This is a genomic window from Trujillonella endophytica (assembly GCF_900110555.1).
GTDB classification, from domain to species: domain Bacteria; phylum Actinomycetota; class Actinomycetes; order Mycobacteriales; family Geodermatophilaceae; genus Trujillonella; species Trujillonella endophytica.
Window position 1 is genome coordinate 206,242 of sequence record NZ_FOEE01000007.1, and the last position, 26,402, is coordinate 232,643.

The window sequence follows — 26,402 nt, forward strand, 5'->3', positions numbered from 1 at the left end:
GCCTACGCCTCGGCCCGCAGGATCGCCAGCGCCCCCGCCAGGTCTGCCGGGTATCCGCTGGTGAACTCGACCCAACGGCCGTCGGCCGGGTGCGCGAAACCGAGGCGGACCGCGTGCAGCCACTGCCGCTCGACCCCGAGCCGGGCCGCCAGCGTGGGGTCGGCGCCGTACGTCGGGTCGCCCACGCACGGATGGCGCATCGCGGCGAAGTGGACCCGGATCTGGTGGGTGCGCCCGGTCTCGAGGTGGACGTCGACCAGGCTCGCGGCCGCGAAGGCCTCGAGAACCTCGTAGTGGGTCACCGAGGGCCGGCCCCCGGTGACGACGGCGAACTTCCAGTCGTGCCGGGGGTGCCGGTCGATGGGAGCGTCGATCGTGCCGCGGCTGGGGTCGGGGTGACCCTGCACGAGGGCGTGGTAGCCCTTGTCCACCGTGCGCTCCTTGAACGCGGCCTTGAGCGCGGTGTAGGCGCGCTCGCTCTTGGCCACGACCATGAGGCCGGTGGTGGCGGCGTCCAGGCGGTGGACCACCCCCTGGCGCTCGGCGGCGCCCGAGGTGGAGATCCGGTAGCCGGCCGCGGCGAGGCCGCCGATGACGGTCGGCCCCTCCCAGCCCGGGCTCGGGTGCGCCGCGACGCCGACGGGCTTGTCGACGACGACGAGGTCGTCGTCGTCGTGCACGATCGTCATGCCGGTGACCGGCCTGGGCGCCGCGGGCTCCCCCGGAGGCGGCGGCAGCTCGACCTCGAGCCAGCTCCCGCCGCTCAGCCGGTCGCCCTTGCCGCGCACCCGCCCGTCGACGACCACGCCGCCGGCATCGGCCAGGTCGGCCGCGGCGGTCCGGGTCAGCCCGAAGAGGCGGGAGAGCGCCTGGTCGACGCGCTGGCCCTCCAGCCCGTCGGGCACCGGCAGCGCGCGGTAGGCACCCGGGGAGCTGGTCACGGCTCCATTGTGACCGGCCGTGCCGACGACCGGACGCAGCGGCGCCGGCACGCCTCAGGCGCGCGCGTCACCGGGCTCGCCGTCGTCCCCGCCCGGCGCGGGGTCGTCGGCGCGCGAGCCGTCGAACTCGATGCCGCGCAGGGCCAGCACTGCGCCGAGGATGCCGCCGCAGGTGATCGCCGAGTCGGCGACGTTGAAGATCGGGAAGAACTCCCCACCCGGCGCGAACACCGAGATGAAGTCGACGACGCCGCCGCGCAGGAAGCCCGGGTCGCGGAACACCCGGTCCAGGAGGTTGCCGACGGCGCCGCCGAGCACCAGGCCGAGGGCGACGGCCCAGCCCAGCGAGAACAGCCGGCGGGCCGCGCGCACGATCACGACGGCCACGGCCACGGCGATCAGGGTGAAGAAGACCGTGAAGCCCTCGGCGAAGGAGAACGCGGCCCCGGTGTTGCGGGCGTGCGTCAGGTGCAGCGCCCCGCCCAGCAGCCGGACGTCCTCGCCGCGGTCGAGGGTGGCGACCACGAGCAGCTTGGTGGCGAGATCCAGGAGCAGCACGCCGACGGCGATCGCCAGGAGCAGCCGGGTGCGGGGGCGGCGTCCCGGCGCGGGGCTCGCACCGGTACCGGCGCCCCCCGGCGCGCCGTCGCGGGCGTCCTCGGGCTCAGCGGACAGCACGCGCTCCTGGGGATCTGAGGGGACCGGCACGACCGGACGACCCGTCGACGATAGCCTCGGGCCGCAAGGCTCCCCGGGGCTCCGGCGCACCGGACCGCGGCCACCACGCCGCTCCGCGTGATCCATCTCATGCCGGGTACGACGCATCTCACACCGATGAGGGGGCGTGCCCGGGCCGAGGAAGGCCGATGGTCGTGTCGGACCTCGTACCCGGCCAGGAAGGCAATCGTGTCCACCGAGCTCGCCCCCGCCACCGACCCCGACGTCGTGCTCGTCGGCGGCGGAATCATGAGCGCGACCCTCGCGTCGCTGCTCGGCATCGTCTCCCCCGAGTGGAGCATCGCCGTCTTCGAGTCGGGTCCGGCCGTCGCCGGGGAGAGCTCGGACGCGTGGAACAACGCGGGCACCGGCCACGCCGCCCTGTGCGAGCTGAACTACACACCCGCGGGCCCCGACGGCCGGGTCGACCCCACCAAGGCGATCACGATCAACGAGCAGTTCCAGCTGTCGCGCCAGTTCTGGTCGCACCTGGTCCGCGAGGGCATGACGGGCTCGCCCAAGGAGTTCATCACCCCGGTCCCGCACATCAGCTTCGTGACCGGCGCCGAGGGGCGCGGCTACATGCGCAACCGCTTCACGGCCCTCACGTCGCACGCCCTGTTCGAGGGCATGGAGTACACCGACGACCCGGCGACCTTCGCCGAGTGGGTGCCGTTGATGATGGCCGGGCGCGACCAGGGCGAGGTCGTGGCCGCCACCCGCGCCGTCGCCGGCACCGACGTCAACTTCGGCGCCCTCACCCGGCTGCAGTTCGACGCCGCCGAGCCCCGGGGCGTGCACGTGCACGTCGACCAGCGGGTCACCGACCTCGAGCGCATGGACGACGGCCGCTGGAAGGTCACGGTCAAGGACTCCGTCAGCGGCGAGCGGCGCACCGTGCGCGCCCGGTTCGTCTTCGTCGGCGCCGGCGGGGGCGCGCTGCCGCTGCTGCAGAAGGCCGCCATCCCGGAGATCCGCGGATTCGGTGGCTTCCCGGTCAGCGGCGAGTTCCTGCGCACCCGCTCCCCCGAGCTGGTCTCCCAGCACCAGGCCAAGGTCTACGGCCAGGCCGCCGTCGGCGCCCCGCCGATGTCGGTGCCGCACCTGGACCTGCGCCTGGTCGACGGCGAGTACTCGCTGCTGTTCGGCCCCTACGCGGGCTGGTCGCCGAAGTTCCTCAAGTCCGGGTCGATGCTCGACCTGCCGCTGTCGGTCAAGCCGAACAACCTCGGTTCCATGCTCGGCGTCGCCCGCACCGAGCTGGCCCTGACCAAGTACCTCATCGGCGAGCTCCTGCAGTCCCGCAGCGCGCGGCTCCGCACGCTCCAGGGATTCGTGCCGCAGGCCGAGCAGGGCGACTGGGACATCATCACCGCCGGCCAGCGCGTGCAGGTCATCAAGCGGGACCCGGGCAGCGGCAAGGGGGTCCTGCAGTTCGGCACCGAGCTCATCACCGGCGCCGACGGCACGATCGCCGGCCTGCTGGGCGCCTCCCCCGGAGCCTCGACCGCGGTGTCGGCGATGCTCACGCTGATGGAGCGCTGCTTCCCGCAGCACATCGACGCGTGGCGGCCGGCCCTGCAGGACGCGATCCCCTCCTACGGGCGCGACCTCCGCAACGACCTGCAGCTGCTCACCGAGATCCGCACCGAGACGTCGAAGACGCTCGAGCTCGTCGGCTAACCCCGCCCCCGGGGCAACTCCGCACTTCCGCCCCGGGGCAACTCCGCGCTTCCGCCCCGGGGCAACTCCGCACTTCCGCCCCGGGGCAACTCCGCACTTCTGCTCGGGATGTCAGGGCGCCTTGAACCCGGCCTCCGCGAGGGCGGCCCGGATCCGCGCGACGAGGGCGTCCATCGACCGGAGGTCGTGCGCCGCCAAGCGGATCACCCGCCAGCCCGCGGCGGCGATCCGCGACAACCGGACGTCGTCCCTGGCGATCTGCAGCTCGTCGAAGTGGTACTCCCCCTCGTACTCCACGATGAGGCGGGCTTCCGGCCATGCCAGGTCGACGGTGCCCAGCCACGCGCCGTCCTCGACGACGTCGAACTGGAGCACCGGGGCGGGCAGGCCGGCGAGCGCACAGGCCACTCTCACCCAGGACTCCGGCGGCGAGGCGCTGCGCCGGTCCACCAGCTCGAACGCGCGGCGCGCTCGCCGTGACCAGCGGGTACCGGCCCGCTCGCGGAGGATGGCGCCGAGGTCCCCCTCGTGCAGCAGGTCGGTCCGGAGCATGGCGTCGAGCACGCCGACCGCCGTCGCCGTCGTCTCGAGGGCGCCCACCTCCCATGCGGTGCGCCGCGCCGTCGTCCAGCGCATCCCGTAGCCGTCGTCGGCGACGTCCGAGGGTGGGAGAGCGGTCTGGTGGACCCGGACACCGGCCGGTCCCCGCCATGCGGTCGGCCCCGGGACGACGACGGTCACGGGATCGCCGTAGCCGGGGCTCGGCGCGCCCAGGACCGCCGCGGCCGACCGGCCTCCGAGCGCCGCGCCGTCGGGCATCAGCAGCGCCGCGGCACGGCACCGCAGCAGGTGGTCCCGCGGCTGGGACACATCGGCGTACACGCCCTGCAGCACTCGGAGGAAGGGGCCGTCGGCGAGCTGACGCCGGGTCAGCACACCGTCGGCGATGGCGTGTGCTCCGACGAAGACGCCGGTCACCCCTTGGGTCTTCAGCAGCATGCGTCCGATGGTGGCGACATCCCGGTTCGGGGGCCGCTCCGTCGTCCACAGGCGGGCCTTTCTGCACACCCAGGCCGTGCCCCTTGCGCACGACGGCCTCGCCACCGCCCCGCGCGCGAAATTGCCCCCGGGCGGAAGCGCGACATTGCACCGCGCAGAAGCGCGGAATTGCCCCGGGGCAGAAGAGCAGAATTGCCCAAAGGCGGGGGGCGGGGGTCAGTCGGTCCCGGTGGGGCTGCCCGACTCCCCGCGCCAGCTCGCCAGCCGGCCGGCGCGGCTGACCGCCCGCAGCCGGCGCTCGGCCTCGGCCCGCGACCGGCGGGCCGAGACCAGCAGCACCTGGTCCCCGCGACGCAGCTGGGTGCCGGCGTCGGGCACGAACGAGCGGCCCTCGCGCACGATGAGCACCACGGCGGCGTCGTCGGGCAGGCGCAGCTCGGGCAGGTAGACGCCGTGCAGCCGCGAGCCCGCGGGCACCGTGAGCTGCATGAGCTCGGCGTCCAGCTCCTCCAGCGGGGCGGCCTCCACGTCGACGTCACGCGGCGTGACCGGGGCGGCGATCCGCAGCCGCCGGGCCACCCACGGCAGCGAGCCGCCCTGGATGACCGTGAAGACGACGACCAGCACGAAGACGATGTCGAAGATCCGGGTCGCGCCGGGCACGTCGGCGGCGATCGGGAAGGTCGCCAGGACGATGGGGACGGCGCCGCGCAGGCCCGCCCAGCTGATGAAGGCCTGCTGCGCCCACGGCATCCGGAACCAGACGAGGCTCGCCGCGACCGACAGCGGCCGCGCCACCAGCAGCAGCGCGCTGCCGACGCCCAGCGCCGGCAGCAGCGCCTCTCCCAGCCGGCTCGGCGAGGCCAGCAGCCCGAGGAGCACGAACAGCCCGATCTGGGCCAGCGACGCCATGCCCTCGGCGAACCCGATGCTGGCGGTGCGGTGCGGCAGCATGGCGTTGCCGAGCACGACGCCGGCGAGGTAGACCGCGACGAATCCGGAGGTGTGCGCGAGGGTCGCCCCGGCGAAGGCGAGCACGCAGATCGCCAGGGTCGCCAGGGGGTAGAAGCCGGCCAGCGGCAGCGCCACCCGCCGCAGCAGCGCCGCGCCGCCGAAGGCGATCAGCAGCCCGACGGCGGCGCCCCCCGCCAGCTCGAGCACGATCTCGACGCCGACCAGCCACCAGGAGCCGTGGCCGTCGCCGGTCAGGTAGGCCGCGAACGCCGTCACCAGGAGGATCGCCGGGGCGTCGTTCAGCCCGCTCTCGGCCTCGATGGACGCCGCCAGGCGCCGCGGCAGCGGCAGCCGTCGCAGGGCCGCGAAGACCGCGGCGGCGTCCGTGGAGCCGATGACCGCGCCGAGCAGGAGGGCGAAGCCCCAGCTCTCGCCCAGCAGCAGGACCGTGAACGCGCCGGTGACGGCGACGCTGACCGCGACGCCGACCGTCGCCAGCGTCAGTCCCGGCCCGATCGCCCGCCGGACGTCGGACCACCGGGTGGTGAGCCCGCCCTCGGCGAGGATGACGACGAGCGCGGCGACCCCCAGGGTCTGGGTCAGCTCGACGTCCTCGAACTGCACCCCGAGGCCGCTCTCGCCGAGCGCGACGCCGAGCGCCAGGTAGATCAGCAGGCTGGGCAGGCCGAGCCGATCGGCCAGCCGCAGCGCGACGGCGGCGACCAGGACGACGAGCGACCCGAGGGCGAGGGCGGCGGCGACCGTCGTGCTCACTGCCGCTCCCGGTCCACGCGCGCAGTCTCCCGTACGCGTGTTCCGAGCCCGTTCCGCGACGCTGCCGCCGGCGCGCTGCACGGTTCGGGGACAATGGGCACGTGAGCTCCTCCGGCCCGTTCCGCGCGCTGCCCCCGCAGGTCGACCTGCCCGCCCTCGAGCACGACGTGCTGCGCCGCTGGGAGGACGCCGAGGTGTTCGCCCGCACGCTGCAGGCGTCGGCGGGCCGGCCGCAGTGGAACTTCTACGAGGGCCCGCCCACGGCCAACGGCCGGCCGGGCACGCACCACATCGAGGCCCGCGCGTTCAAGGACGTCTTCCCCCGCTTCAAGACCATGCAGGGCTGGCACGTCCCCCGCCGGGCCGGCTGGGACTGCCACGGCCTGCCCGTGGAGATCGCCGTCGAGCAGGAGCTGGGCTTCGCCGGGAAGCCCGACATCGAGCGCTACGGCATCGCCGAGTTCAACGCGCGGTGCCGCGAGTCGGTGCTGCGGCACGTCGACTCGTTCTCCGAGCTCACCCGCCGGATGGGCTACTGGGTCGACATGTCCACCGCCTACTGGACGATGGACCCGCACTACGTCGAGAGCGTCTGGTGGTCGCTCAAGCAGGTGTTCGAGAAGGGCCTGCTCGTCGAGGACCACCGGGTGGCCCCGTACTGCCCGCGCTGCGGCACCGGCCTGTCCGACCACGAGGTCGCCCAGGGGTACGAGTCGATCACCGATCCCTCGGTGTACGTGAGCCTGCCGGTCACCAGCGGCGAGTGGGCCGGCAAAGCCGACCTGCTCGTCTGGACGACGACGCCGTGGACGCTGCCGTCCAACACCGCGGTCGCCGTCCACCCCGAGGTCACCTACGTCGTCGTCCGCACGACGCACCAGGGCAGCGAGCGCACCGTCGTCCTCGCCGAGCCGCTGGTCGACGCCGTCCTCGGCGCCGACACCCCCCGCGAGGTCCTGGCCCGCACGACCGGCCGCGACTGGGAGCGGGTGCACTACCAGCGGCCGTTCGAGCTGGTCGCGTTCCCCGAGGCTCCCGACGGCGGCCCGGTCGACGCGCACTTCGTCGTCCTCGCCGACTACGTCACCACCGACGACGGCACCGGCCTGGTGCACCAGTCCCCCGCCTTCGGCGCGGACGACCTCGCCGTCTGCCGCGGCTACGGCCTGCCCGTGGTGAACCCGATCGACTCCACCGGGCACTTCCTCGCCGACGTCGGGCTCGTCGGCGGGCACTTCTTCAAGGCCGCCGACGACCTGCTCGTGGTCGACCTGCAGCAGCGCGGGGTGCTGTGGCGCGAGCAGCGCTACGAGCACAGCTATCCGCACTGCTGGCGCTGCCACACGCCGCTCATGTACTACGCGCAGCCGTCCTGGTACATCCGGACCAGCGCGGTCAAGGACCAGCTGCTGGCCGAGAACGAGAAGACCCGCTGGTACCCCGAGACGATCCAGTGGGGGCGCTACGGCGACTGGCTGCACAACAACGTCGACTGGGCGCTGTCGCGCGACCGGTACTGGGGCACGCCGCTGCCGATCTGGCGCAACGACGCGGACCCGACGCGCGTGGTGGCCGTCGGATCACTCGCCGAGCTCTCCGAGCTCTGCGGCCGGGACGTGTCGGACATCGACCCGCACCGGCCGTTCATCGACGACGTCACCTTCACCCTGCCCGGCGAGGAGGGCACCTTCCGCCGGGTGCCCCAGGTGATCGACGCCTGGTACGACTCCGGTTCCATGCCCTTCGCCCAGTGGGGCGCGCCGCACCGCAACAACGAGCAGTTCGAGGCCGCCTACCCGGCGCAGTTCATCTGCGAGGCGATCGACCAGACCCGCGGCTGGTTCTACTCGCTGATGGCCGTCGGCACGCTGGTGTTCGGCGAGAACTCCTACGAGAACGTGCTCTGCCTGGGCCACATCCTCGCCGAGGACGGCCGCAAGATGAGCAAGCACCTGGGCAACATCCTCGAGCCGATCCCGCTCATGGACCGGCACGGCGCCGACGCCGTCCGCTGGTTCATGCTGGCCGGCGGCTCGCCGTGGTCGGCCCGCCGGGTGGGCCACGAGACGCTGTCCGAGGTCGTCCGCAAGGTGTTGCTCACCTACTGGAACACCGCCAGCTTCTTCACCCTCTACGCGGAGACCAACGGCTGGGACCCGGCCGCGAGCCCGGCTCCCCCCCGGGCGCAGTGCCCGCTGCTGGACCGCTGGGCGCTGGCCACCCTCGCCCAGGTCACCGAAGAGGTCACCGCCGCGCTCGAGGACTTCGACACCCAGGGCGCCGGCCGGCTGCTCGCGCAGTTCGTCGACGACCTGTCCAACTGGTACGTGCGCCGCTCCCGCCGCCGCTTCTGGGACGGCGACCCGGCCGCGCTGGGCACCCTCCACGAGGTGCTGGACGGGCTGACCCGGCTGATGGCGCCGTTCACCCCGTTCCTGACCGACGAGGTCTGGACACGGGCCGTCGTCCCCGGTCGGGCCGCCGCGGAGGGGCAGGTCGACTCCGTGCACCTGGCCTCCTGGCCGCAGCCCGACGCCGAGGCCCGCGACCCGCAGCTGGTCGAGCAGGTCGCGCTGGTCCGCCGGCTGGTGGAGCTCGGCCGCTCGGCCCGCACGTCGTCGAAGGTGCGCACCCGCCAGCCGCTGGCCCGCGCCCTGGTCGCCGCGCCGGGGTGGGCGCAGCTGCCGCGGGACCTGGTCGCCGAGGTGGCCGACGAGCTCAACGTGCTCGAGCTCACCGAGCTGTCCGCCGTCGAGGGCGAGCTCGTCGACGTCAGCGTGAAGATCGACTTCCGCGCGGTCGGCCGGAGGCTGGGCAAGCAGGTGCAGGCGGTGGCGAAGGCCGTGGCCGCGGCCGACGCCCCGGCGCTGGTGACCGCGTACCGGGCCGGCGGCGCGTCGGTCGTGGTCGACGGGCAGCCGGTGGCGCTGGAGGACGGCGACCTGATCGTCACCGAGACCCCGCGCGAGGGCTGGACCGTGGCCAGCGGCGGCGGCCTCGCCGTGGCGCTGGACCTCACGCTGACCCCCGAGCTCGAGCGCGCCGGCCTGGTCCGCGAGGCCGTCCGCCTGGTGCAGGAGGCCCGCAAGGCCGCGGGGCTCGCGGTCAGCGACCGGATCGAGCTGCGCTGGACGGCGGACGGCGCCCTGGCCCGGGCGCTGACCGAGCACGCCGACAGCGTCGCGGCCGAGGTGCTCGCGTCGTCGGTGCTCCCGGCGACCGCCGGCGACGGGCCCGGCGTCGAGGGTCCCGACGGGTCGCGCTTCTGGGTGGCCCGCGCCTGAGGGGTCGGGCGACTACCGGCGGGCCGCCTTGCGGGCGCGGGCCAGGTCGGCGAGGTGCCGGTCGGGCGAGCAGACCGCGCAGGGGCTGAAGCCGTCACCGCGGGCCTCGGCCACCGGCAGCGGGATGGTGGCGCGGCCGCGGAGCCAGGAGCAGTCGGCCAGGTGGTAGCGCGGGTGCTCGTCGACCACGAGCACCTGGTCGCGCAGGTCCACCACCAGGAGGAGATCGGTCACCTCGACGTCCTCCTCGGGCGGGTCGTCGCCGTCGTCGGGTCCGGTGGTGGCGGGCGGCGTTACCGCGCCGGCCGGCTCGGCGTCCGTCGCGGCCGTGGCTGCCGGCTCTGCCGGCGGGGTCACCGCCTCCCCGGCCGGGCGTGCGGTCGCGTCGGCGTCGGAGACGTCGGCCGGACCCGAGTGCCGGCCCGCGCGCTCCGCGGTCACCGCGAGCGGACCGTCGGCCGCCCGGTCGGTCGACCGTGCCGGGCTGCGGTCCGACGACCGGGTCGGGGCGCGGTCGGCACCGATGGAGCCGGCCCCGCGGGTCGCCGTCCCGCCGTCCGCGACGGCGCGTGATCCCGGGCGCAGCCGCACCGCGATCAACAGCACGGCGGCCGCCGCGCAGCACGCGACGCAACTCCAGTAGTAGCCCGTCGTCCCGGTCGCCAGCCCGCCCACGAACAGGCCCAGCCCGGCGAGCACCAACAGTCCGGCCGCCAAGATCACGGCCCGACTGTAGCCGCGGACGGACGCCGATCGCCCCTCGACGCACACCCCCCGGCAGACGCAGGAGGGCCCCCGGACCATGTCGGTCCGGGGGCCCTCCTGGAGGCCGTGCTGCCGCTTACGCGGAGGCGTGCTGGTTCTGCCGGCCGGCGGGGGCGGGCTCGGCCGAGCCGCGACCGTCCAGGTCACGCAGGTGGGACTCGAGGTAGGACCGCAGGCGGGTGCGGTACTCACGCTCGTAGGTCCGCAGTTCCTCGATCTTGCGCTCGAGGCTGCTCCGCTTCTGCTCGAGGCCGCTGACGACCTCCGTGTGCCGGCGCTCCGCGTCCTGCTCGAGGGCGGCGGCCTTGGCGCGGGCCTCGCGCTCCATGGTGTCCACCCGCGTGCGGGCGTCGCTGATCATGGTGTCGGCCCGCATCTTGGCCTCGCTGACCATCTGCTCGCTCTTGGCGCGGGCGTCGGTGAGCATGCGGTCGCTGGAGGTCTTGGCGCCGGACACCATCTCGTCGGCCTGGGCCTTGGCCTCGTTGACGTACCGGTCGGCCGTCTCGGTGGCCAGGGCCAGCATCCGGGAGGCGCGGGCGCTGTCGTCCTCGCGCGGCGCGGCGGCCGGCGGCGGGGGCGCCTGCACGGGGGCGGGTGCCGGCGCGGGGGCGGCCTTCTCCACGGCGACGGCGGGCGTGCGGCCGGTGTTCGCGCGGAGCTCGTTGTTCTCCTCGATGAGCCGCGCGAGCTCCGCCTCGACCACGTCGAGGAAGGCGTCCACCTCGTCCTCGTCGTAGCCGCGCTTGCCGATCGGTGGCTTCTTGAAGACGACGTTGTGGACGTCGGCAGGCGTGAGTGGCAACTAGCTCACCTCGGGTCGGACAGCGGGATCAGGGACGTTCTGGACGAGCGGCGGCGAGTGCCACCCGACGCGCGGTGACGCCACGGACTGTGCAGATCACATCCACGTGACCTACACGGCTTGCCGGAGCGTGATGTCGCGCAGGATGAACACGGCGATCAGGAGCACCATAAACCCGAGGTCCAGCCGGATGGCGCCCAGGTTCAGCGGTGGGATGACCTTCCGGACCGCCTTCAGCGGCGGGTCCGTGGCGGCGTAGACGACCTCGAGGCCCGCCGCGACCAGGCCCGAGGGGCGCCAGCTGCGGGCCAGCACCATCACCCAGTCGACCACGAAGCGCGCGAAGAGCAGCACGAGGAAGACGAGCAGGACCGATGACACGATCGTCCAGAAGAGAGCCACGGTCCTCGATCGTCCAGGGGCACCGGTGTGCCGCGTCCACCGCCGGTCACGGGCGACCGGCGGCGCCTAGGACTGGTTGAAGAAGCCGCCCTCGCGGATCTTCGCCTTGTCCTCGGCGGTCACGTCGACGTCCCGCGGACTGAGCAGGAAGACCTTCGCCGTGACGCGCTCGATACTACCGCGCAGCCCGAACGACAGACCCGCAGCGAAGTCGACGAGCCGCTTCGCGTCGGCGTCGTCCATCTCCGTCAGGTTCATGATCACGGGCATGCCGTCGCGGAAGCTCTCGCCGATCTGACGGGCCTCGTTGTACGTGCGGGGGTGCAGCGTGGTGATCCGGTAGGGCTGCGGCGCGGGAGCCGGCTGGGGGGTCACCACGACCGCGGGCTCGCGGACCTGCGCGGCGGCACCGCCGGAACCGCCGGCCGAGGCACCCGAGGGCGAGGACAGCCGGGTCGCCGGCGTGATGCCCGGCGCGGGGGCGAGACCGAGGTTGCGGGTGGACCCGCTGCGGCGCAGCGCCACCGGCTCGGGGGTCACCTGCGGCTCGGGAGCCGGCAGCTCTTCCTCGTAGTAGTCGTAGCGCGGGTCGTCGGCGCCCACGAGATGGGCGTCGTCGTAGCCGTCCTCCGGAAAGCGCCCGTACCGGCGATCGTCGTAGCGGTCGTCGGACTGACGGGCGTCGTACCGGCCGTAGGCGCGGGCGTCGTCGTCCTCGACGAGCCCGAGGTAGATGCCCATCTTCCGCATGGCTCCGGCCATCGGACCTCCCCCTCTACTCGGACCCTCGGGGTCCGCGTGACTGGTGTGACTCGCGTGGCTGGTGAGTCGCATCTGACGGGGAGGCTAGGGGTCGATCGCCGAAGATCGCGGTACCGACACGCACGAGCGTGCTGCCGGCTTGCACCGCGGCCTCGAGGTCACCGCTCATGCCCGCCGACAGACCCGCCGCCTCCGGGTGGGCGGCCCGCAGCCGCCGGGAGAGCTCCGCCAGCCGTCCGAACGCCGCGGCCGGGTCCTCGCCGCGGGGGGCCACCGCCATCAGCCCCAGCAGGCGCACGCCGGGCTGGGCGGCCACGGCGTCGGCGAGCGCGGGGACCTCGTCCGGCCGGGCACCGCCGCGGGCGGCGAGCTCACCCTCCGGGCCGCCGAGGTCGACCTGCAGGTACACCTCGACCGGCCGGCCGCTCTCCTCCCCCAACCGGCCCAGGACGCCGACGAGCGACGCCCGGTCCACCGAGTGCACGACCGCGCCCAGCCGGGCGACGGCGGCGGCCTTGTTGCGCTGCAACTGGCCCACGAAGTGCCAGCGGAGGTCGACGCCGGCCAGCTCCGCGGCCTTGGTCGCCAGCTCCTGCGCCCGGTTCTCGCCGAAGTCGTGCTGCCCGAGCGCGGCCAGGGCGCGGACGTCCGCGGCCGGCCACGTCTTGCTGACGGCGAGCAGGCCCACCGACGCGGGGTCCCGGCCGGCGGCCCGGGCGGCGGCGTCGATCCTGGCGCGGACCGCCCGCAGGTTCTCGGCGAGCGCGGTCACGGGGGTGCTACCCGAGCCAGACGACGCCGGCCTGGCGTCCGGTGACCCCGTCGCGGCGGTGGGAGAACAGGGTGCGGTCCTCGACCGTGCACCGCGGGTCGTGCACGACCTCGGGGATGCCGGCCCGGCGCAGCACCTCGTCGACCCCGGCGCGCAGGTCGAGCCCGGTCGTGCCCGTCCGGGTGCGGACGGCGGCGGCGGGCGCCACCCGGGCGACGTCGGCCTGCATCTGCTCGGGCACCTCGTAGCAGGCCCCGCACACGGCCGGGCCGAGCAGCGCCGTGACGTTGCGCGCGCGGGCGCCCAGGCTCGCCATCGCCGACAGCGCCGCGGGGACGACGCCCTGGCGCAGCCCCTCGCGCCCAGCGTGGACGGCGGCGACGATGCCGCGGTCGGCGTCGGCGAGCAGCAGCGGCACGCAGTCGGCCACCAGCACGCAGAGCACGAGGCCGGGGGTCGCCGTGACGACGGCGTCCGTCGCGGGCAGCGGCCCCGGCACCGGGCCGTCGACCACGGTGACGCCGGTGCCGTGCACCTGGTCCATCCACACCAGCCGGTCGGCGGCGACGCCGAGTTCGCGAGCGAGCCGGTCGCGGTTGGCCGCGACGTCGTCCGGCGCGTCACCGACGTGCGCGCCGAGGTTGAACGAGTCGTAGGGCGACGCGGACCGGCCGCCCCGCCGATCGGAGACGACCCTGCGGGGTCGTACCGACGACGGAGCGGCCGGAACGGAGGTCATGGGCCCGACGCTACCGGGACCCCTTACTGGCGCAGGAACTCCGGGATGTCGAGCTCCTCCTCGAAGTCCTCGCTCGACAGCGGCCGCCGTCCGGCGGCGTTCCCGGCCGGCGAGCCGGAGATCGGCGGCAGGGGCGGAACGGTGATCCCGCCCGCGACCGGCGTGCCCGGCCGGGCCGGAGCGGGCGCCGGGGCGACCGGCGGAACCTGCCCGACCAGCCGCTCCCCCGTGGCCGCCGGAGCGACCGGACGGACCGCCTGGGGGGCCGGAGCGGGCCGCGGCGTGACCGCCGGCGGGGCCGCGGGGGCACCGGTGGCGACCGTTGTCGCGGCGCTGTCCTTGCGGACGCTGGGCCGGCCGCTGTCGAAGCCGGCCGCGATCACGGTGACCCGCACCTCGTCACCGAGCGCGTCGTCGATGACCGCGCCGAAGATGATGTTGGCGTCTGCGTGCGCCGCGTCGGAGACGAGCGAGGCCGCCTCGTTGATCTCGAACAGGCCCAGGTCCGACCCGCCGGAGATCGACAGGAGCACGCCGTGGGCGCCCTCCATCGAGGCCTCCAGCAGCGGACTGGCGATCGCCTGCTCGGCGGCCAGCAGGGCCCGGTTGTCCCCGCGGGCGCTGCCGATGCCCATCAGCGCCGAGCCCGCACCGGACATGACCGACTTGACGTCGGCGAAGTCCAGGTTGATCAGGCCGGGCGTGGTGATGAGGTCGGTGATGCCCTGCACGCCGGACAGCAGCACCTGGTCGGCGGTGCGGAAGGCGTCCATCACGCTGACGTTCCGGTCGCCGAGCTGGAGCAGCCGGTCGTTGGGGATGACGATGAGCGTGTCGCACTCGTTGCGCAGCTCCTCGATCCCCGACTCGGCCTGCACGGCCCGCCGCTTCCCCTCGAAGGAGAACGGCCGGGTGACGACGCCGATGGTGAGCGCGCCGAGCTTCCGGGCGATCGAGGCCACGACGGGGGCGCCACCGGTGCCGGTGCCGCCGCCCTCGCCCGCCGTCACGAAGACCATGTCGGCGCCCTTGAGCACCTCTTCGATCTCCTCGCGGTGGTCCTCGGCGGCCTGCCGGCCGACGTCGGGCTGCGCGCCGGCGCCCAGCCCACGGGTGAGCTCGCGGCCGACGTCCAGCTTGACGTCGGCGTCGCTCATCAGCAGGGCCTGGGCGTCGGTGTTGATGGCGATGAACTCGACCCCCTTGAGGCCGACCTCGATCATCCGATTGACCGCGTTCACCCCGCCGCCGCCGATGCCGACGACCTTGATGACCGCGAGGTAGTTGTGCGGAGGTGTCATGTTGGGGCTCCCGACCTCGACCCTCATCCTCAAGTAAAGCCTTATAGTTATGTCAACTGGGTCGACGCGGACGAAGTTAGGTGGGTCGCGAGGGGCGCTACAAGCACCGCCCCCGGCCCGGCGTGTCGCATCGGCGCGATCTCATCGATCCCCTACGACCCGTTGGTCACATCAGCACCACTGATCGTGACGACCCGCGGTTGATCCGTCTCAGGTCCGGCTTGACCTGCCCGACCCGCCGAAGCGCCGGCCCGCGCAGATCCTTTTCCGGTCCGGGCGTGTCGGGAGTCGCCTGCGTGTCGCCGTGACCGCCCCTCGGAACGGGTCGGAGGCGCCGCGCGACGGGCTGTGACCGGAACCGTGCAGAAGCGCGGAATTGCGCGGTGCAGAAGCGCGAAGTTGCCCCGGGCAGAAGCGCGGAATTGCCCGGATCGGGGCGGGGCCGGCGGGGCGGTCGGGACGGCGCGCGTCAGCGGAGGACGACGGCGTCGGGCGTGCTGACGTCGATCGTCGCGGCCGGGTCCAGGGCCCCGGCGGCGACCTGGTCGAGCAGGGCGACCAGCACGTCGGCCTTCTCGGCGGAGTCCGCCGCGGTTCCCCACAGCACGGTCGTCCCATCGGTGAGCACCAGCGTCACGTCGTTGCCCGAGCGCGCCGCGACGGCGCCGACCCGGGCGCGCACGTCGCGGGGCAGCTCCACCAGCGCGGCCAGCCCGGCGCGCGTCGCCGCGTCCTCGGGTCCCGGGGTGGCGACCTCCAGCGGCACCACGCCGTCCGGGGCCTCGCCGGTGACGGTGTCGAACAACACACCCCCGGCGTCCACCAGCGAGCGGGTGCCCGCCTGCTCCACCACGGCGACCGGCACGCGCTCCTCGACGGTGATCACCACCGTCTGCGGCCAGCCGCGGGTCACCTGCACCGAGGCCACCTGGGGCAGCCGGGCGACGCGGGCGGCAGCGGCGTCGACGTCGACCCGCAGCAGCGGCGTCCCCTCGGCCACACCGGCGGCGGCGCGGACCTGGTCCGCGGTCAGCGAGCCGGCGCCGTCCACCCGAACGGTCGACACGGCCAGCAACGGGCTCCCCCACACCACCCACACCGCGACGGCGACGGCGGTGACGGCGAGCCCGATGCGGATCACCAGCCGGCGGCGCGGGTCGGCCGGGCGGGAGGGGCGCGGCGTCCGCGCGGGGCGACGGGCGGCCTCGGGCGGCGTCCCGCGCAGCCGGTCGCGGGTGGTGGCGGCGCGGCTCACCGGTCCGCGGCCGGGTCGTCGGGACCCGGGGCCTGCTCCGCCTCCCGCGCGGCCAGCGCCGCGAGTACCTCGGGGCCGACCATCGAGACGTTGCCGGCGCCCATGGTGATCACGAGGTCACCGGGCCGGGCGCGCCCGGCCAGGGCCGGCGCGGTGGCCGACCACGAGGGCTCGAAGTGCACCCGGCCCGCCGGCAGCGGCACCGCGGAGGCGACCATCGCCCCGGTCACGCCGGGCACCGGGTCCTCGCGGGCGCCGTAGACGTCCATGACCACGACCTCGTCGGCCAGCCCCAGCGCCTCGCCGAACCCGGCCGCGAACTCCCGGGTGCGGCTGTAGAGGTGCGGCTGGAAGGCGACGACGACGCGCCCCTCCCCCGCCACCGCCCGGGCGGCATGCAGCTGGGCGCGCACCTCCGTGGGGTGGTGGGCGTAGTCGTCGTAGACGCGGACCCCGCCGGCGACGCCCTTGAGCTCGAACCGGCGGTGCACGCCGCCGAACCGGCCCAGCCCGCCGATCAGCTCCGCCGCGGGCAGCCCGAGCTCCAGGCCGGCGAGCAGCGCGGCCGCGCTGTTGCGGGCCATGTGCTCCCCCGGCAGCCGGATGCTGACGCGTCCCAGCGGCTCGCCGTCCAGGACCGCCGTCCAGCTGGTCGTCTCGCTGCCGACCTCGATGTCGACCAGGCGCAGGTCCGCGTCCGCGGCGGTGCCGTAGGTCCGCACCCGGGCCGTCACGGGCACCCCGCGCAGCCGCGCGGACCCGGGGTCGTCGGCGCACAGGACCACGAAGCCGTCGGGGTCGACCGTGCCGAGGAACCGGTCGAAGGCCTCCTCCACGGCGGCCAGGTCGCCGTAGTTGTCCAGGTGGTCGGCCTCCACGTTGGTCACGATCGCGCCGTGCGGGGCCAGCAGCAGGAACGAGCGGTCGCTCTCGTCGGCCTCGGCCACGAAGACGTCGCCCTCGCCCGCATGGGCGTTGCTGCCCGACTCGTTGAGGTCGCCGCCGATCGCGAAGGACGGGTCCACGCCGCAGGCCTGCACGGCGACGGTGAGCATCGACGTGGTCGAGGTCTTGCCGTGCGTGCCGGCGACCGCGACGCTGCGCCGGCCGGCCATGACGGCGGCCAGCGCCACCGCCCGGGGCAGCACGCGCAGCCCGCGCTCGCGGGCGGCGGCGAGCTCCGGGTTGTCCTCCCGGATCGCGGTGGAGACGACGACGGTGTCGGCGTCGCCGAGGTTCTCCCCGGCGTGCCCCAGCGCCACCCGCGCGCCCAGCGCCCGCAGCGCCAGCAGCGTCGGGGTGTCCCGCCGGTCGCTGCCCGAGACCCGGACGCCGCGGGCCAGCATGATGCGGGCGATGCCGCTCATGCCGGCGCCGCCGATGCCGACGAAGTGCACCGCGCCCAGGTCGGCCAGCGCGGGAATGGGGTCCTTCCAGGCGGCCACCGCCGCGGCGCTCACGGCGCGCCCCCGGGGCCCGCGGCGCCGGCCACCTCGAGCACGATGTCGGCCAGCCGCTCGTCGGCGTCGGGCACGCCGACCGCGGCCGCGTGCGCGGCGTAGGCGGCCAGGGCCGACGGCTCGGTGAGCAGCGGGACGAGGTGCTCGGCGATCCAGCCCGAGGAGAGCTCGGCGTCCTCCACCAGCACCCCTCCCCCGGCGTCGACCACGGGCAGCGCGTTGCGGCGCTGCTCGCCGTTGCCGATGGGCAGCGGCACGAACGCCGCGGGCAGGCCGACGGCCGACAGCTCGGCGACGGTCACCGCCCCCGCCCGGCAGAGTGCCAGGTCCGCGGCGGCGTAGGCGAGGTCCATGCGCTCCAGGTAGTCGACGACGACGTACGGCGCCTGACCCGCCGCGCGGGCCGGCACCGTCACGTCGGTGTTCTTGGGGCCGCGGGCGTGCAGGACCTGGATCCCGGCGGCGGTGAGCGCGTCGGCGACCCCGGCCGCGGCGCGGTTGAGCGACGCGGCGCCCTGGGAGCCGCCGAACACCAGCAGCGTCGGCCGGTCGGCGTCCAGTCCGAAGGCGGCCCGGGCCTCTGCCCGCCGCGCCGGGCGGTCCAGCGAGCTGATCGCCGTCCGCAGGGGCATGCCCACGTGCTCGGCCCGGCGCAGCGGCGTGCCGGGGACGGTGACGGCCACCCGCGCCGCGATGCGCGCCCCGATGCGGTTGGCGAGGCCCGGCAGGGCGTTCTGCTCGTGCACGACGACCGGGGTCCCGGACCGCTCCGACCGCCCCCGCCGCCCCCGGGCGGCCAGGTAGGCCGGCAGCGCGACGTACCCGCCGAACCCGACGACGACGTCGGCGCCGAGGTCGTCCAGGAGCCCGCGCGTCTCCCGGACCGCCCCGATCAGCCGCCCAGGCACGCGGAGCAGGTCGAGGGTGGGCCTGCGCGGCAGCGGGACCGGCGGGATCAGCCGCAGGTCGTAGCCGCGGGCCGGCACCAGCCGGGTCTCCATCCCCCGCGCGGTGCCCAGGCAGGTGATCCGGATCCCGCCGGGCACCGCGCCCGCGCGGCGCAGCAGGGCGTCGGCGAGGGCGAGCATCGGCTCGATGTGCCCGCCGGTGCCGCCGCCGGCCAGGACGACGCCGACCGGTCCGCCGGCCGCGCTCACCGGGGCCGCCGGGGGGCGTCGGGCGCCGCGGCGCGGGCCCGCGGCGGTGGCTGCCGGCGGGCCTCGCCGGCGCGGGACCGGTCGGCCGGACCGCGCCGCTCGCGGGGCACCGGGCCCCGGTCGCGGGGCGGGCGGGTGCCGGCGTCCGCGGGCGCGGGGACGCGCACGACCGTCCGCCCGGCGGAGCCCCGGTCGGGGCCGGCGGGGCGGGCCTCGGGGGCCGGGCGGCGCCGGCTGCGCGAGCGGACCGGGTCGACGGCGTGCGCCGGCACCGGCAGCAGCAGCCGCGCCAGCCGGCCGGCCCGGCGCTGCCGCTGGTACTCGATCGCGTCGGGCTCGGAGCGCGCGAAGCGGATGAGCAGGCCGACGATGAACAGCGTGAGCACCAGCGACGTGCCGCCGGCGGACACCAGCGGCAGCGTCACCCCGGTGACCGGACCCAGACCCACCACGTACCCCATGTTCATCGCCGCCTGGCCGACCAGCCACACGGTGATGGCGACGCAGGCCAGTTGCACGAACCGGTCCGCCGAGCGCCGGGCGATGCGGAACCCCGCGTAGGCCAGCACCCCGTACAGGGTGATCACGACCAGGCAGCCGAGGAAGCCCATCTCCTCGCCGATGATCGCGAAGATGTAGTCCGACTCCGCCTCGGGCAGCAGGTTCCACTTCATGGCGCTGTTGCCCAGACCCACGCCCCAGAAGCCGCCGGTGGCGAGGGCGTAGAAGCCGCGGATGGCCTGGAACCCGGAGTCGGTGGGGTCGGCCTCGGGGTTCAGGAACGAGGTCCAGCGCTCCAGCCGGTAGGCCGAGGTGGTGACGAGCAGGAGCACCCCGGCGACGCCGATCGCGCCCAGGCCGGCCCAGACCCGCCAGGGCGCGCCGGCGGCGAGCAGCAGGCCGGCGAGGACCAGGCCCATCGTCACCGTCGCGCCGAAGTCCGGCTCGAGCATGAGCAGCCCGCAGATGACCACGAACACCGGCAGCAGCGGCACGAGCAGGCTCGGGACGGTGAGGTAGCTCGCCCGCAGCGCGAGGACGTGCGCCCCCCACAGCGCGAAGACGAGCTTGCCCGCCTCCGACGGCTGGAAGTTGGTGAAGCCCAGGTCGAACCAGGCCCGCGAGCCGTTGAGCTCGGTGCCGATCCCGGGGACGGCGACCAGCAGCAGCAGCGCCAGCACGGCGAGCAGCGCGATCGGCGCCCAGCGCCGCAGCACCGCGGTCGGCAGCCGCACCGCGACCAGGAGGGCGACCAGGCCGATCAGGGCGAACACCACCTGCTCGACGCCCGGCCGCCAGGCGGGCTGGTCGGCGAGCGCGGCCTCGATGGCCGAGGCGGAGAACACCATGACCAGGCCGATGGCCAGCAGCATCCCGGCCGCGCCGATGACCAGGTGGCAGCTGGTCATCGGTCCGTCGAGCCACGGCGGCAGCGCGAGGGTGCGCCCGCGGCCGGCGGCCCGGCCGCCGCGCGCGGGGGGCTCGGTGGCGGACGCCGCGCGGGCGCGGCCGGTCGCGGCCCGACCTGCGGTGGGGTCCATCCCGCCATCGTGGCCGCTGCGGGACGCCGCGGCGGGGAGCATGCGGGCGTGTCGCGTGGGTGGCGAGTGACCTGCGGGACCCCGGACAGTCCTCACAGGCCGGTGAACGACAGCCAGTCGGCGTAGAACAGGCCCAGCCCGAAGGCCACGGCCATGCCGGTGACGAGCCAGAACCGCACGATGACGGTGTTCTCCTGCCAGCCGGCCAGCTCGAAGTGGTGGTGCAGCGGGGCCATCCGGAACACCCGCCGGCGGGTCGCCCGGAAGAAGGCCACCTGGATCACCACCGACAGCGTCACCGCCACGAAGAGCCCGCCGAGGACGACCAGCAGGAGCTCGGTGCGGGTGACGATCGCCAGCCCCGACAGCAACCCGCCCAGGGCCAGGGAGCCGGTGTCGCCCATGAAGATCTTGGCCGGGCTGGTGTTCCACCAGAGGAAGCCCAGGCACGCGCCCATGGCCGCGACCGCGACCAGGGTGACGTCCAGCGGGTCGCGCACCTCGTAGCAGCCCTCGACCGCCGCGGTGGAGCAGTCGTGGGTGAACTGCCAGAACGAGATGACGACGTAGGAGCCGAACACCATCGCCGAGGCGCCGGCGGCCAGCCCGTCGAGGCCGTCGGTGAGGTTCACCGCGTTGGAGAACCCGGCGATGAACAGGTAGGCCAGGACCACGAACAGGATCGGCCCGAGGGCCAGCGGCGCGATGTCGCGGACGTAGGACACGAACGTCGAGGCCGGGGTGACGTCGCCGTCGTCCGGGAAGTTCATCGCCAGGATCGCGAAGGTGAGCCCGACGACGAGCTGGCCGACCAGCTTGGCGGTCTTGTTCAGCCCGAGGCTGCGCCGGTACCGGATCTTGAGGTAGTCGTCGAGGAAACCGACGGTGCCCAGCCCCACCATGAGGAACAGCAGCAGCAGCCCGGTCGCGGTGACGCCGCGGCCGGGTTGGCCGAGCAGGAACAGGTGCGCGACCAGGTAGCCGCCGACGGTCGCGCCGACGATGACGGTGCCGCCCATCGTGGGCGTGCCCTTCTTCGCCAGGTGCGTCTCGGGCCCGTCGTCGCGGATCTCCTGGCCGAAGCCCTTGCGGCGGAACAGGTGCACCGCCATCGGCGTGGCCAGGATGGAGAACACCAGGCCGAAGGCGCCGGCGATGAGGACGGACTTCACGCGGCCGTCCCCGCGGAGAGCAGATCGGCGGCGAGCAGTTCCAGCCCGTAGGCACGGCTGGCCTTGACCAGCACCACGTCGCCGGGCACGAGCACCTCCGTCAGAAGCGCGCGGGCGGCAGCCCGGTCCGGCACGTGCACCGACCCCTCTCGGTCCCGGGCACCCGCGGCGCGGGCCCCGGTCGCTATCCCTACCGCATCGGGGCCCACGGCAACGATCACATCGACGCCCGCGGCGACCGCGTCGCGGCCGAGCCGCTCGTGCTCCGCGGCCGCGGCCGGTCCCAGCTCCCCCATCGCGCCCAGGACGGCGACGCGGCGGGTGCCCGCCATCCCGGCCAGCGCGGCGAGCGCGGCCCGCATCGACTCCGGGTTGGCGTTGTAGGCGTCGTTGACCACCACGACGCCGTCCGGCCGGCGGGTGACCTCCATCCGCCAGCGGCTGCGCGCCCCGGCGGCCGAGAGCGCGCGCGCCACCGCGGCCGGGGCCATGCCCGCGGCCAGGGCGGCCCCGGCGGCGGACAGGGCGTTGGCGACCTGGTGCTCGCCGACGACCTGCAGCGCCACGGGGTGCCGCTCGCCGGCTGCGGCGAGGGTGAAGGAGGCCCGGCCCTCGCCGTCGAGCCGCACGTCGGTGGCGCGCACCTCGGCGTCGTCCGCCCGGCCGGTGGTGAGCACCCGCGCGCGGGTGCGCGGGGCCATGCCGAGCACGCGCGGGTCGTCGGCGTTCAGGACGGCGGTGCCGTCGGCCGGCAGCGCCTCCACGAGTTCGCCCTTGGCGCGGGCGGTGCCCTCCGGCGAGCCGAACTCGCCCAGGTGCGCGGACCCGACGTTGAGGACGACGCCGATCCGTGGCCGGGCCACCGCGCACAGCCGGGCGATGTGGCCGGGCCCGCGCGCGCCCATCTCCAGCACCAGGTAGCGGGTCGAGGCGTCGGCCGACAGCACCGTGAGCGGCAGGCCGATGTCGTTGTTGAACGAACCCGGCGGGCTGACCGTGGGCCCGGCCTCGGCCAGCACCTGGCCGAGGAGGTCCTTGGTGGAGGTCTTGCCGGAGGACCCGGTGATGCCCAGCGTCACCAGGCCGTGGCCGACGAGCCGGCCGTGCACCGCGGCGGCGAGGCGGCCCAGGGCGGCCACGGCGTCGTCGACGACCACGCACGGCAGCGCGTCGTCGGGTCGGGTGGTCAGCGCCCCCGCGGCGCCGGCCGCCGCCGCGGCGACGAGGAAGTCGTGCCCGTCCACCCGCTCGCCGGGCAGCGCCACGAACAGGTCGCCGGCGGCCACGGTGCGCGAGTCGATGGTCACCGCGCCGGCCACCGGGGCGTCGGGCGCGCCGCCGGTCAGCCGGCCGCCGACCGCCTCGGCGACCTCCCGCAGCGTCAGGGCGATCACGGGGCGCCCACCCGGGTCAGGACCTCGCGCAGCACCACGCGGTCGTCGAAGGGCGTCACCACACCGGCGACCTCCTGGCCCGTCTCGTGCCCCTTGCCCGCGACCAGCACCGTGTCCCCGGGCCGGGCCCGCGCGACGGCCTCGGCGATGGCCGCCCGCCGGTCGCCGACCTCCAGGACCGCCGCCCGCCGGCCTGCGGGCACGCCGGCGATCATCGCGGCCCGGATCGCCGCGGGTTCCTCGGAGCGGGGGTTGTCGTCGGTGACCACGAGCAGGTCGCTGCCCTCGGCGGCGGCGGCACCCATCGCCGGCCGCTTGCCGGGATCGCGGTCACCGCCGCAGCCCAGCACGGTGATCACCCGGCCGGCGGTGGCGCCACGCAGGGCGTGCAGCGCGGTGGCCACCGCATCGGGGGTGTGGGCGTAGTCGACGACGGCGACGAACGGCTGGCCGGCGTCCACCGGCTCCATCCGGCCGGGCACCACGGTGTCGGCGATGCCGCGCAGCGCGGTCTCGACCGGCACGCCGACGGCGTCGAGCAGGGCGACGGCGAGCACCGCGTTGGCCACGTTGAACCGCCCGGGCAGCCGCACGCGGGCGGGCCAGGTGCGGCCGCCGGGACCGCGCAGGGTGAAGGCGGAGCCTCCGTCGGGAGCGACGGTGACGTCCGACGCGGTCCAGTCCGCGGGGTGCTCGCCGGAGCTCGCCACGGTCACGGGGCGCCGTCCCTCGAGCATGCCCGTCAGCCGGCGGCCGTGGGCGTCGTCGACGTCGACCACCTCGACGCCGGCGCGGCCGTCGAACAGCAGCGCCTTGGCGAGGAAGTAGTCCTCGAGGTCGCGGTGGAAGTCCAGGTGGTCCTGGCTGAGGTTGGTGAAGCCGGCCGCGGTGAAGGGCACGCCGCCGACGCGGCCGAGCACGAGCGCGTGGCTGGACACCTCCATGACGACGACCTCGACGCCGGACGCGGCCATGCCGGCCAGCAGGGCGTGCAGGACCGGCGCCTCGGGGGTGGTCCGGGCGCTGGGGAGGGCGGTCGGCTCGGCGCCGGGGAGGCGGGTCCGGGTCTGCACCGTGCCGATCAGCCCGGTGCCGCGGCCGGCGGCGGCCAGCCCGGCCTCGACCAGGTAGGCCGTCGTCGTCTTGCCGTTGGTGCCGGTGATGCCGACGACCTGCATCCGGCGGGCCGGCTCGCCGTACACCCGGGCGGCCACCGCGCCGAGCACGGCGCGGGGGTCGTCGACGACCAGGACCGGCAGCGCGGGATCGGTCACCGCCGCGTGGCCGGCGGGGTCGGTGAGCACCGCGACGGCCCCGGCGGCCAGGGCGTCGGCCAGGTAGGCCGCCCCGTGGGTGCGGGCACCCGGCAGCGCGGCGTAGAGGTCACCGGCGTGCACGTCGGTGGAGGCGAGCGTGACGCCGGTGACCGTCGTCGCCGGATCGCCCTGCACGGGGGCGCCGACGAGGTCGGCCAGCTCGGCGAGGGACAGCGGCGCGGTGCCCGCGGGCCGGGGCGCCGCCCCGGGCGCGGTCGGGGTCACGGGGCTCCAATCTACCGGCGATCACGACGAGACCCGCGCACGGCACGGAAGGCTCGAGCGGCTCCCGTGCAGCGCCCCGCGCCGCGCGGAGCGTGGCGTGGGGGGCACGGGGGTCCTTCACCCGGTGAGGTCGAACTCGGGACGACCGGTGCCCGAGGGGACGACGCCGGCCGCGGTGAGCACGTACCGCATCACGTCGGCGAACACGGGCGCGGCGACCTGGCCGCCCTCGGCCGAGCTGGTCGGGCGCTCGAGGTCGACCGCGACGACGTACTGCGGGTCGTCGGCGGGAGCGAAGCCGACGAACGTGGTCACGTAGCCGCCGCCGGTGTAGCAGCCGCACTCGGGGTTGGCCCGCTGGGCGGTGCCGGTCTTGCCGGCGACGCGGAAGCCGTCGACCTCGCCGAGGGGCGCCGTGCCGCCGGGGCCGACGACCGCCTCGAGCATGTAGGCGAGGTCGGCCGCGGTCTCCTCGCCGATCACCCGGGTGGGCTGCGGGCGCTCGGCCGGGGTCACGGTGCCGTCGGCCGCGGTGACCGAGGAGACCAGGCGGGGGTCGATGCGGACGCCGCCGTTGGCGATCGCCTGGTAGACCGAGGCCATCTGCAGGGTGGTGACCGAGACGCCCTGCCCGATGGGAACGTTCGCCGCGCGGCTCGCCGTCCAGTCCTCGGCGGGCTCGAGGATGCCGGCGCTCTCGCCGGGCAGCTCGATGCCGGTCCTCCCGCCGATCCCGAACGCCCGCAGGTACTCCTCGAGGCGCTCGTCGCCCAGCTGGCGGGCCAGCATGATCGTGCCGACGTTGCTGGACTTGGCGAGGATGCCGGTCACCGTCCAGTCGACCGGCTCGTGGTCGTGGGCGTCGGTGACGACGACGTCGCCGGCCTGGATGTGTCCCGGGACGGTCAGCACCGTCTCGGGAGTGGCCAGCCCCTCCTCGATCGCCCCGGCCAGCGTGACGGCCTTCATGACCGAGCCGGGCTCGAACACCTGGGAGACCACGGGGTTGCCGAGGAGGTCGGGGTCGGTGCTGCGGGCCGCTCCGGGGTCGTAGCCGGGGCAGCTGCCCATCGCGACGACCTCACCGGTGTGCACGTCGAGGACGACGGCGGAGGCGCGCGTGGTCGCGCCGTCGGAGCAGGCCTGCGCCAGCCGCTGCTCCATGACGAACTGGACGTCGGCGTCGAGGGTCAGCCGGACCGTGCCGCCGTCGACGGCCGGCGTCGACTCGTCGATGCCCGAGGGGATGGGATTGCCGCCGCTGCCGACCTCCACGCGCCGCTCGCCGTCGGTGCCGGCCAGCTGCTCGTCGAAGCGCTGCTCGATCCCGGCCAGCCCGGCGCCGTCCCGGCCGACGAAGCCGACCACCTGGCCCCCGACGGATCCGGCCGGGTACAGGCGCACCGGCTCGTCCTCGAAGCGGATGCCGGGCAGCTCGAGCTCCTCGATGGCGCCGACGGTCTCGGTGCTGACCTGGTGGGCCAGCTGCACGTACCGGCCGTCGCGCGAGAGCAGCTCGGTGAGGTCGGACACGGGGACGTCGAGCAGGGTCGTCAGTGCCAGCGCCGTCCGCTGCGGATCGCTGACGAGCAGCGGATCGGCGACGACGAGCGAGGCGGCCACGGTGTAGGCGAGGGGATCGCCGTCGCGGTCGAGGACCTGCCCGCGCAGCGCGGCGATGTCGTCGGTGCGCAGCCGGGCCTGGGACGCGGCCTCGGCGTACTCCCCGCCGTCGACCCCTTGGAGCAGCACCAGCTTGCCGGTGACCAGCAGGAGCGCGGCGGCGATGAAGGCCATGCCGACCCGCAGGCCGCGCGCGGGCAGCACGGGGAGCGTGGCGCGGCGGCGGCGGCCGGCGGCGCGGCGGGGCACGAAGGCGCCGGTCGCCCGCGGGGACTCGGGCGCGCCGGTGCGCGGGGCGCGCCGCGGAGCGGGGCGGTCGCCGGCCCGCCGGCCGGGGGGCGGGCGGTGCGGGGAGGACACG

Annotated in this window: 21 protein-coding genes; 2 read left to right on the forward strand and 19 right to left on the reverse strand. The window is 75.3% G+C overall.

All coding sequences use genetic code 11. The features are described from left to right. Window positions 1-2: 2 nt before the first annotated feature. Together BMY88_RS12990 and lspA are read right to left on the reverse strand one after the other, a co-directional pair. Complete coding sequence (locus BMY88_RS12990; RefSeq protein ID WP_091943991.1) at window positions 3-941, reverse strand: RluA family pseudouridine synthase; 939 nt, start codon at window positions 939-941, stop codon at window positions 3-5. A 54-nt stretch (window positions 942-995) separates the two neighbouring features. Further along, window positions 996-1,619 (reverse strand): signal peptidase II, encoded by a 624-nt coding sequence (lspA, locus tag BMY88_RS12995; protein WP_244524657.1) that lies wholly within the window; start codon window positions 1,617-1,619, stop codon window positions 996-998. 228 nt (window positions 1,620-1,847) lie between these two features. On the opposite strand from lspA, the gene mqo reads away from it, so the two are divergent. Next, window positions 1,848-3,341 carry a malate dehydrogenase (quinone) gene (mqo, locus tag BMY88_RS13000; protein WP_244524658.1) on the forward strand — a complete coding sequence of 498 codons (1,494 nt, stop codon included), beginning with the start codon at window positions 1,848-1,850 and terminating at the stop codon, window positions 3,339-3,341. A 111-nt stretch (window positions 3,342-3,452) separates the two neighbouring features. Here the strand turns inward: mqo and BMY88_RS13005 are convergent, their stop codons facing one another. Both BMY88_RS13005 and BMY88_RS13010 read right to left on the reverse strand, forming a co-directional pair. Beyond that, the gene (locus BMY88_RS13005; protein WP_091943792.1) at window positions 3,453-4,340 is read right to left on the reverse strand and encodes an endonuclease domain-containing protein; all 888 of its coding nucleotides are present in this window, start codon (window positions 4,338-4,340) and stop codon (window positions 3,453-3,455) included. Window positions 4,341-4,556: 216 nt separating this feature from the next. Beyond that, window positions 4,557-6,068: a potassium/proton antiporter gene (locus BMY88_RS13010; RefSeq protein WP_091943794.1), complete on the reverse strand. Its 1,512-nt coding sequence runs from the start codon at window positions 6,066-6,068 to the stop codon at window positions 4,557-4,559. 101 nt (window positions 6,069-6,169) lie between these two features. On the opposite strand from BMY88_RS13010, the gene ileS reads away from it, so the two are divergent. After that, window positions 6,170-9,352 carry an isoleucine--tRNA ligase gene (gene ileS, locus BMY88_RS13015; RefSeq protein WP_091943796.1) on the forward strand — a complete coding sequence of 1,061 codons (3,183 nt, stop codon included), beginning with the start codon at window positions 6,170-6,172 and terminating at the stop codon, window positions 9,350-9,352. Window positions 9,353-9,364: 12 nt separating this feature from the next. On the opposite strand, the gene BMY88_RS13020 is transcribed toward ileS, so the two are convergent. The 15 genes from BMY88_RS13020 to BMY88_RS13090 form a co-directional block, all read right to left on the reverse strand. Beyond that, complete coding sequence (locus tag BMY88_RS13020) at window positions 9,365-10,075, reverse strand: hypothetical protein (protein ID WP_139220470.1); 711 nt, start codon at window positions 10,073-10,075, stop codon at window positions 9,365-9,367. A gap of 118 nt (window positions 10,076-10,193) precedes the next feature. Then, complete coding sequence (wag31, locus tag BMY88_RS13025; RefSeq protein ID WP_091943801.1) at window positions 10,194-10,922, reverse strand: DivIVA-like cell division protein Wag31; 729 nt, start codon at window positions 10,920-10,922, stop codon at window positions 10,194-10,196. Window positions 10,923-11,033: 111 nt separating this feature from the next. Beyond that, window positions 11,034-11,324, reverse strand: coding sequence for a YggT family protein (locus tag BMY88_RS13030; RefSeq protein WP_091943803.1), 291 nt, complete (start codon window positions 11,322-11,324; stop codon window positions 11,034-11,036). 66 nt (window positions 11,325-11,390) lie between these two features. Next, window positions 11,391-12,086 carry a cell division protein SepF gene (locus tag BMY88_RS13035; RefSeq protein ID WP_091943805.1) on the reverse strand — a complete coding sequence of 232 codons (696 nt, stop codon included), beginning with the start codon at window positions 12,084-12,086 and terminating at the stop codon, window positions 11,391-11,393. A 13-nt stretch (window positions 12,087-12,099) separates the two neighbouring features. Then, the gene (locus tag BMY88_RS13040; RefSeq protein ID WP_091943808.1) at window positions 12,100-12,858 is read right to left on the reverse strand and encodes a YggS family pyridoxal phosphate-dependent enzyme; all 759 of its coding nucleotides are present in this window, start codon (window positions 12,856-12,858) and stop codon (window positions 12,100-12,102) included. A 7-nt stretch (window positions 12,859-12,865) separates the two neighbouring features. Further along, on the reverse strand, window positions 12,866-13,597 hold the full coding sequence (gene pgeF, locus BMY88_RS13045) for a peptidoglycan editing factor PgeF (protein WP_091943811.1): 732 nt from the start codon (window positions 13,595-13,597) through the stop codon (window positions 12,866-12,868). 23 nt (window positions 13,598-13,620) lie between these two features. Next, window positions 13,621-14,898: a cell division protein FtsZ gene (gene ftsZ / locus BMY88_RS13050; protein WP_091943812.1), complete on the reverse strand. Its 1,278-nt coding sequence runs from the start codon at window positions 14,896-14,898 to the stop codon at window positions 13,621-13,623. A 469-nt stretch (window positions 14,899-15,367) separates the two neighbouring features. Further along, window positions 15,368-16,153 carry a cell division protein FtsQ/DivIB gene (locus tag BMY88_RS13055; RefSeq protein ID WP_244524659.1) on the reverse strand — a complete coding sequence of 262 codons (786 nt, stop codon included), beginning with the start codon at window positions 16,151-16,153 and terminating at the stop codon, window positions 15,368-15,370. Continuing rightward, on the reverse strand, window positions 16,150-17,613 hold the full coding sequence (murC, locus tag BMY88_RS13060) for a UDP-N-acetylmuramate--L-alanine ligase (RefSeq protein WP_091943814.1): 1,464 nt from the start codon (window positions 17,611-17,613) through the stop codon (window positions 16,150-16,152). The genes BMY88_RS13055 and murC overlap by 4 nt, the downstream gene beginning before the upstream one ends. After that, window positions 17,610-18,770 (reverse strand): undecaprenyldiphospho-muramoylpentapeptide beta-N-acetylglucosaminyltransferase, encoded by a 1,161-nt coding sequence (murG, locus tag BMY88_RS13065; protein ID WP_091943816.1) that lies wholly within the window; start codon window positions 18,768-18,770, stop codon window positions 17,610-17,612. The genes murC and murG overlap by 4 nt, the downstream gene beginning before the upstream one ends. Next, the gene (ftsW, locus tag BMY88_RS13070; RefSeq protein ID WP_244524660.1) at window positions 18,767-20,311 is read right to left on the reverse strand and encodes a putative lipid II flippase FtsW; all 1,545 of its coding nucleotides are present in this window, start codon (window positions 20,309-20,311) and stop codon (window positions 18,767-18,769) included. Before ftsW ends, murG begins: the two co-directional genes overlap by 4 nt. Window positions 20,312-20,403: 92 nt before the next feature. Continuing rightward, complete coding sequence (gene mraY, locus BMY88_RS13075) at window positions 20,404-21,483, reverse strand: phospho-N-acetylmuramoyl-pentapeptide-transferase (protein WP_091943818.1); 1,080 nt, start codon at window positions 21,481-21,483, stop codon at window positions 20,404-20,406. Beyond that, window positions 21,480-22,877 carry a UDP-N-acetylmuramoyl-tripeptide--D-alanyl-D-alanine ligase gene (locus BMY88_RS13080; RefSeq protein WP_091943820.1) on the reverse strand — a complete coding sequence of 466 codons (1,398 nt, stop codon included), beginning with the start codon at window positions 22,875-22,877 and terminating at the stop codon, window positions 21,480-21,482. Before BMY88_RS13080 ends, mraY begins: the two co-directional genes overlap by 4 nt. Further along, window positions 22,874-24,418, reverse strand: coding sequence for a UDP-N-acetylmuramoyl-L-alanyl-D-glutamate--2,6-diaminopimelate ligase (locus tag BMY88_RS13085; RefSeq protein ID WP_091943822.1), 1,545 nt, complete (start codon window positions 24,416-24,418; stop codon window positions 22,874-22,876). The genes BMY88_RS13080 and BMY88_RS13085 overlap by 4 nt, the downstream gene beginning before the upstream one ends. 117 nt (window positions 24,419-24,535) lie before the next feature. Then, on the reverse strand, window positions 24,536-26,401 hold the full coding sequence (locus BMY88_RS13090) for a peptidoglycan D,D-transpeptidase FtsI family protein (RefSeq protein WP_244524661.1): 1,866 nt from the start codon (window positions 26,399-26,401) through the stop codon (window positions 24,536-24,538). Window position 26,402 lies beyond the last annotated feature (1 nt).

What these genes read in the sequence shown, in the direction of transcription:
- BMY88_RS13005 (WP_091943792.1), bottom strand. Translation starts at nt 4,340, where the DNA reads ATGCTGCTGAAGACCCAAGGGGTGACCGGCGTCTTCGTCGGAGCACAC.
- BMY88_RS13035 (WP_091943805.1), bottom strand. Translation starts at nt 12,086, where the DNA reads ATGGCCGGAGCCATGCGGAAGATGGGCATCTACCTCGGGCTCGTCGAG.
- pgeF (WP_091943811.1), bottom strand. Translation starts at nt 13,597, where the DNA reads ATGACCTCCGTTCCGGCCGCTCCGTCGTCGGTACGACCCCGCAGGGTC.
- ftsZ (WP_091943812.1), bottom strand. Translation starts at nt 14,898, where the DNA reads ATGACACCTCCGCACAACTACCTCGCGGTCATCAAGGTCGTCGGCATC.
- ftsW (WP_244524660.1), bottom strand. Translation starts at nt 20,311, where the DNA reads ATGGACCCCACCGCAGGTCGGGCCGCGACCGGCCGCGCCCGCGCGGCG.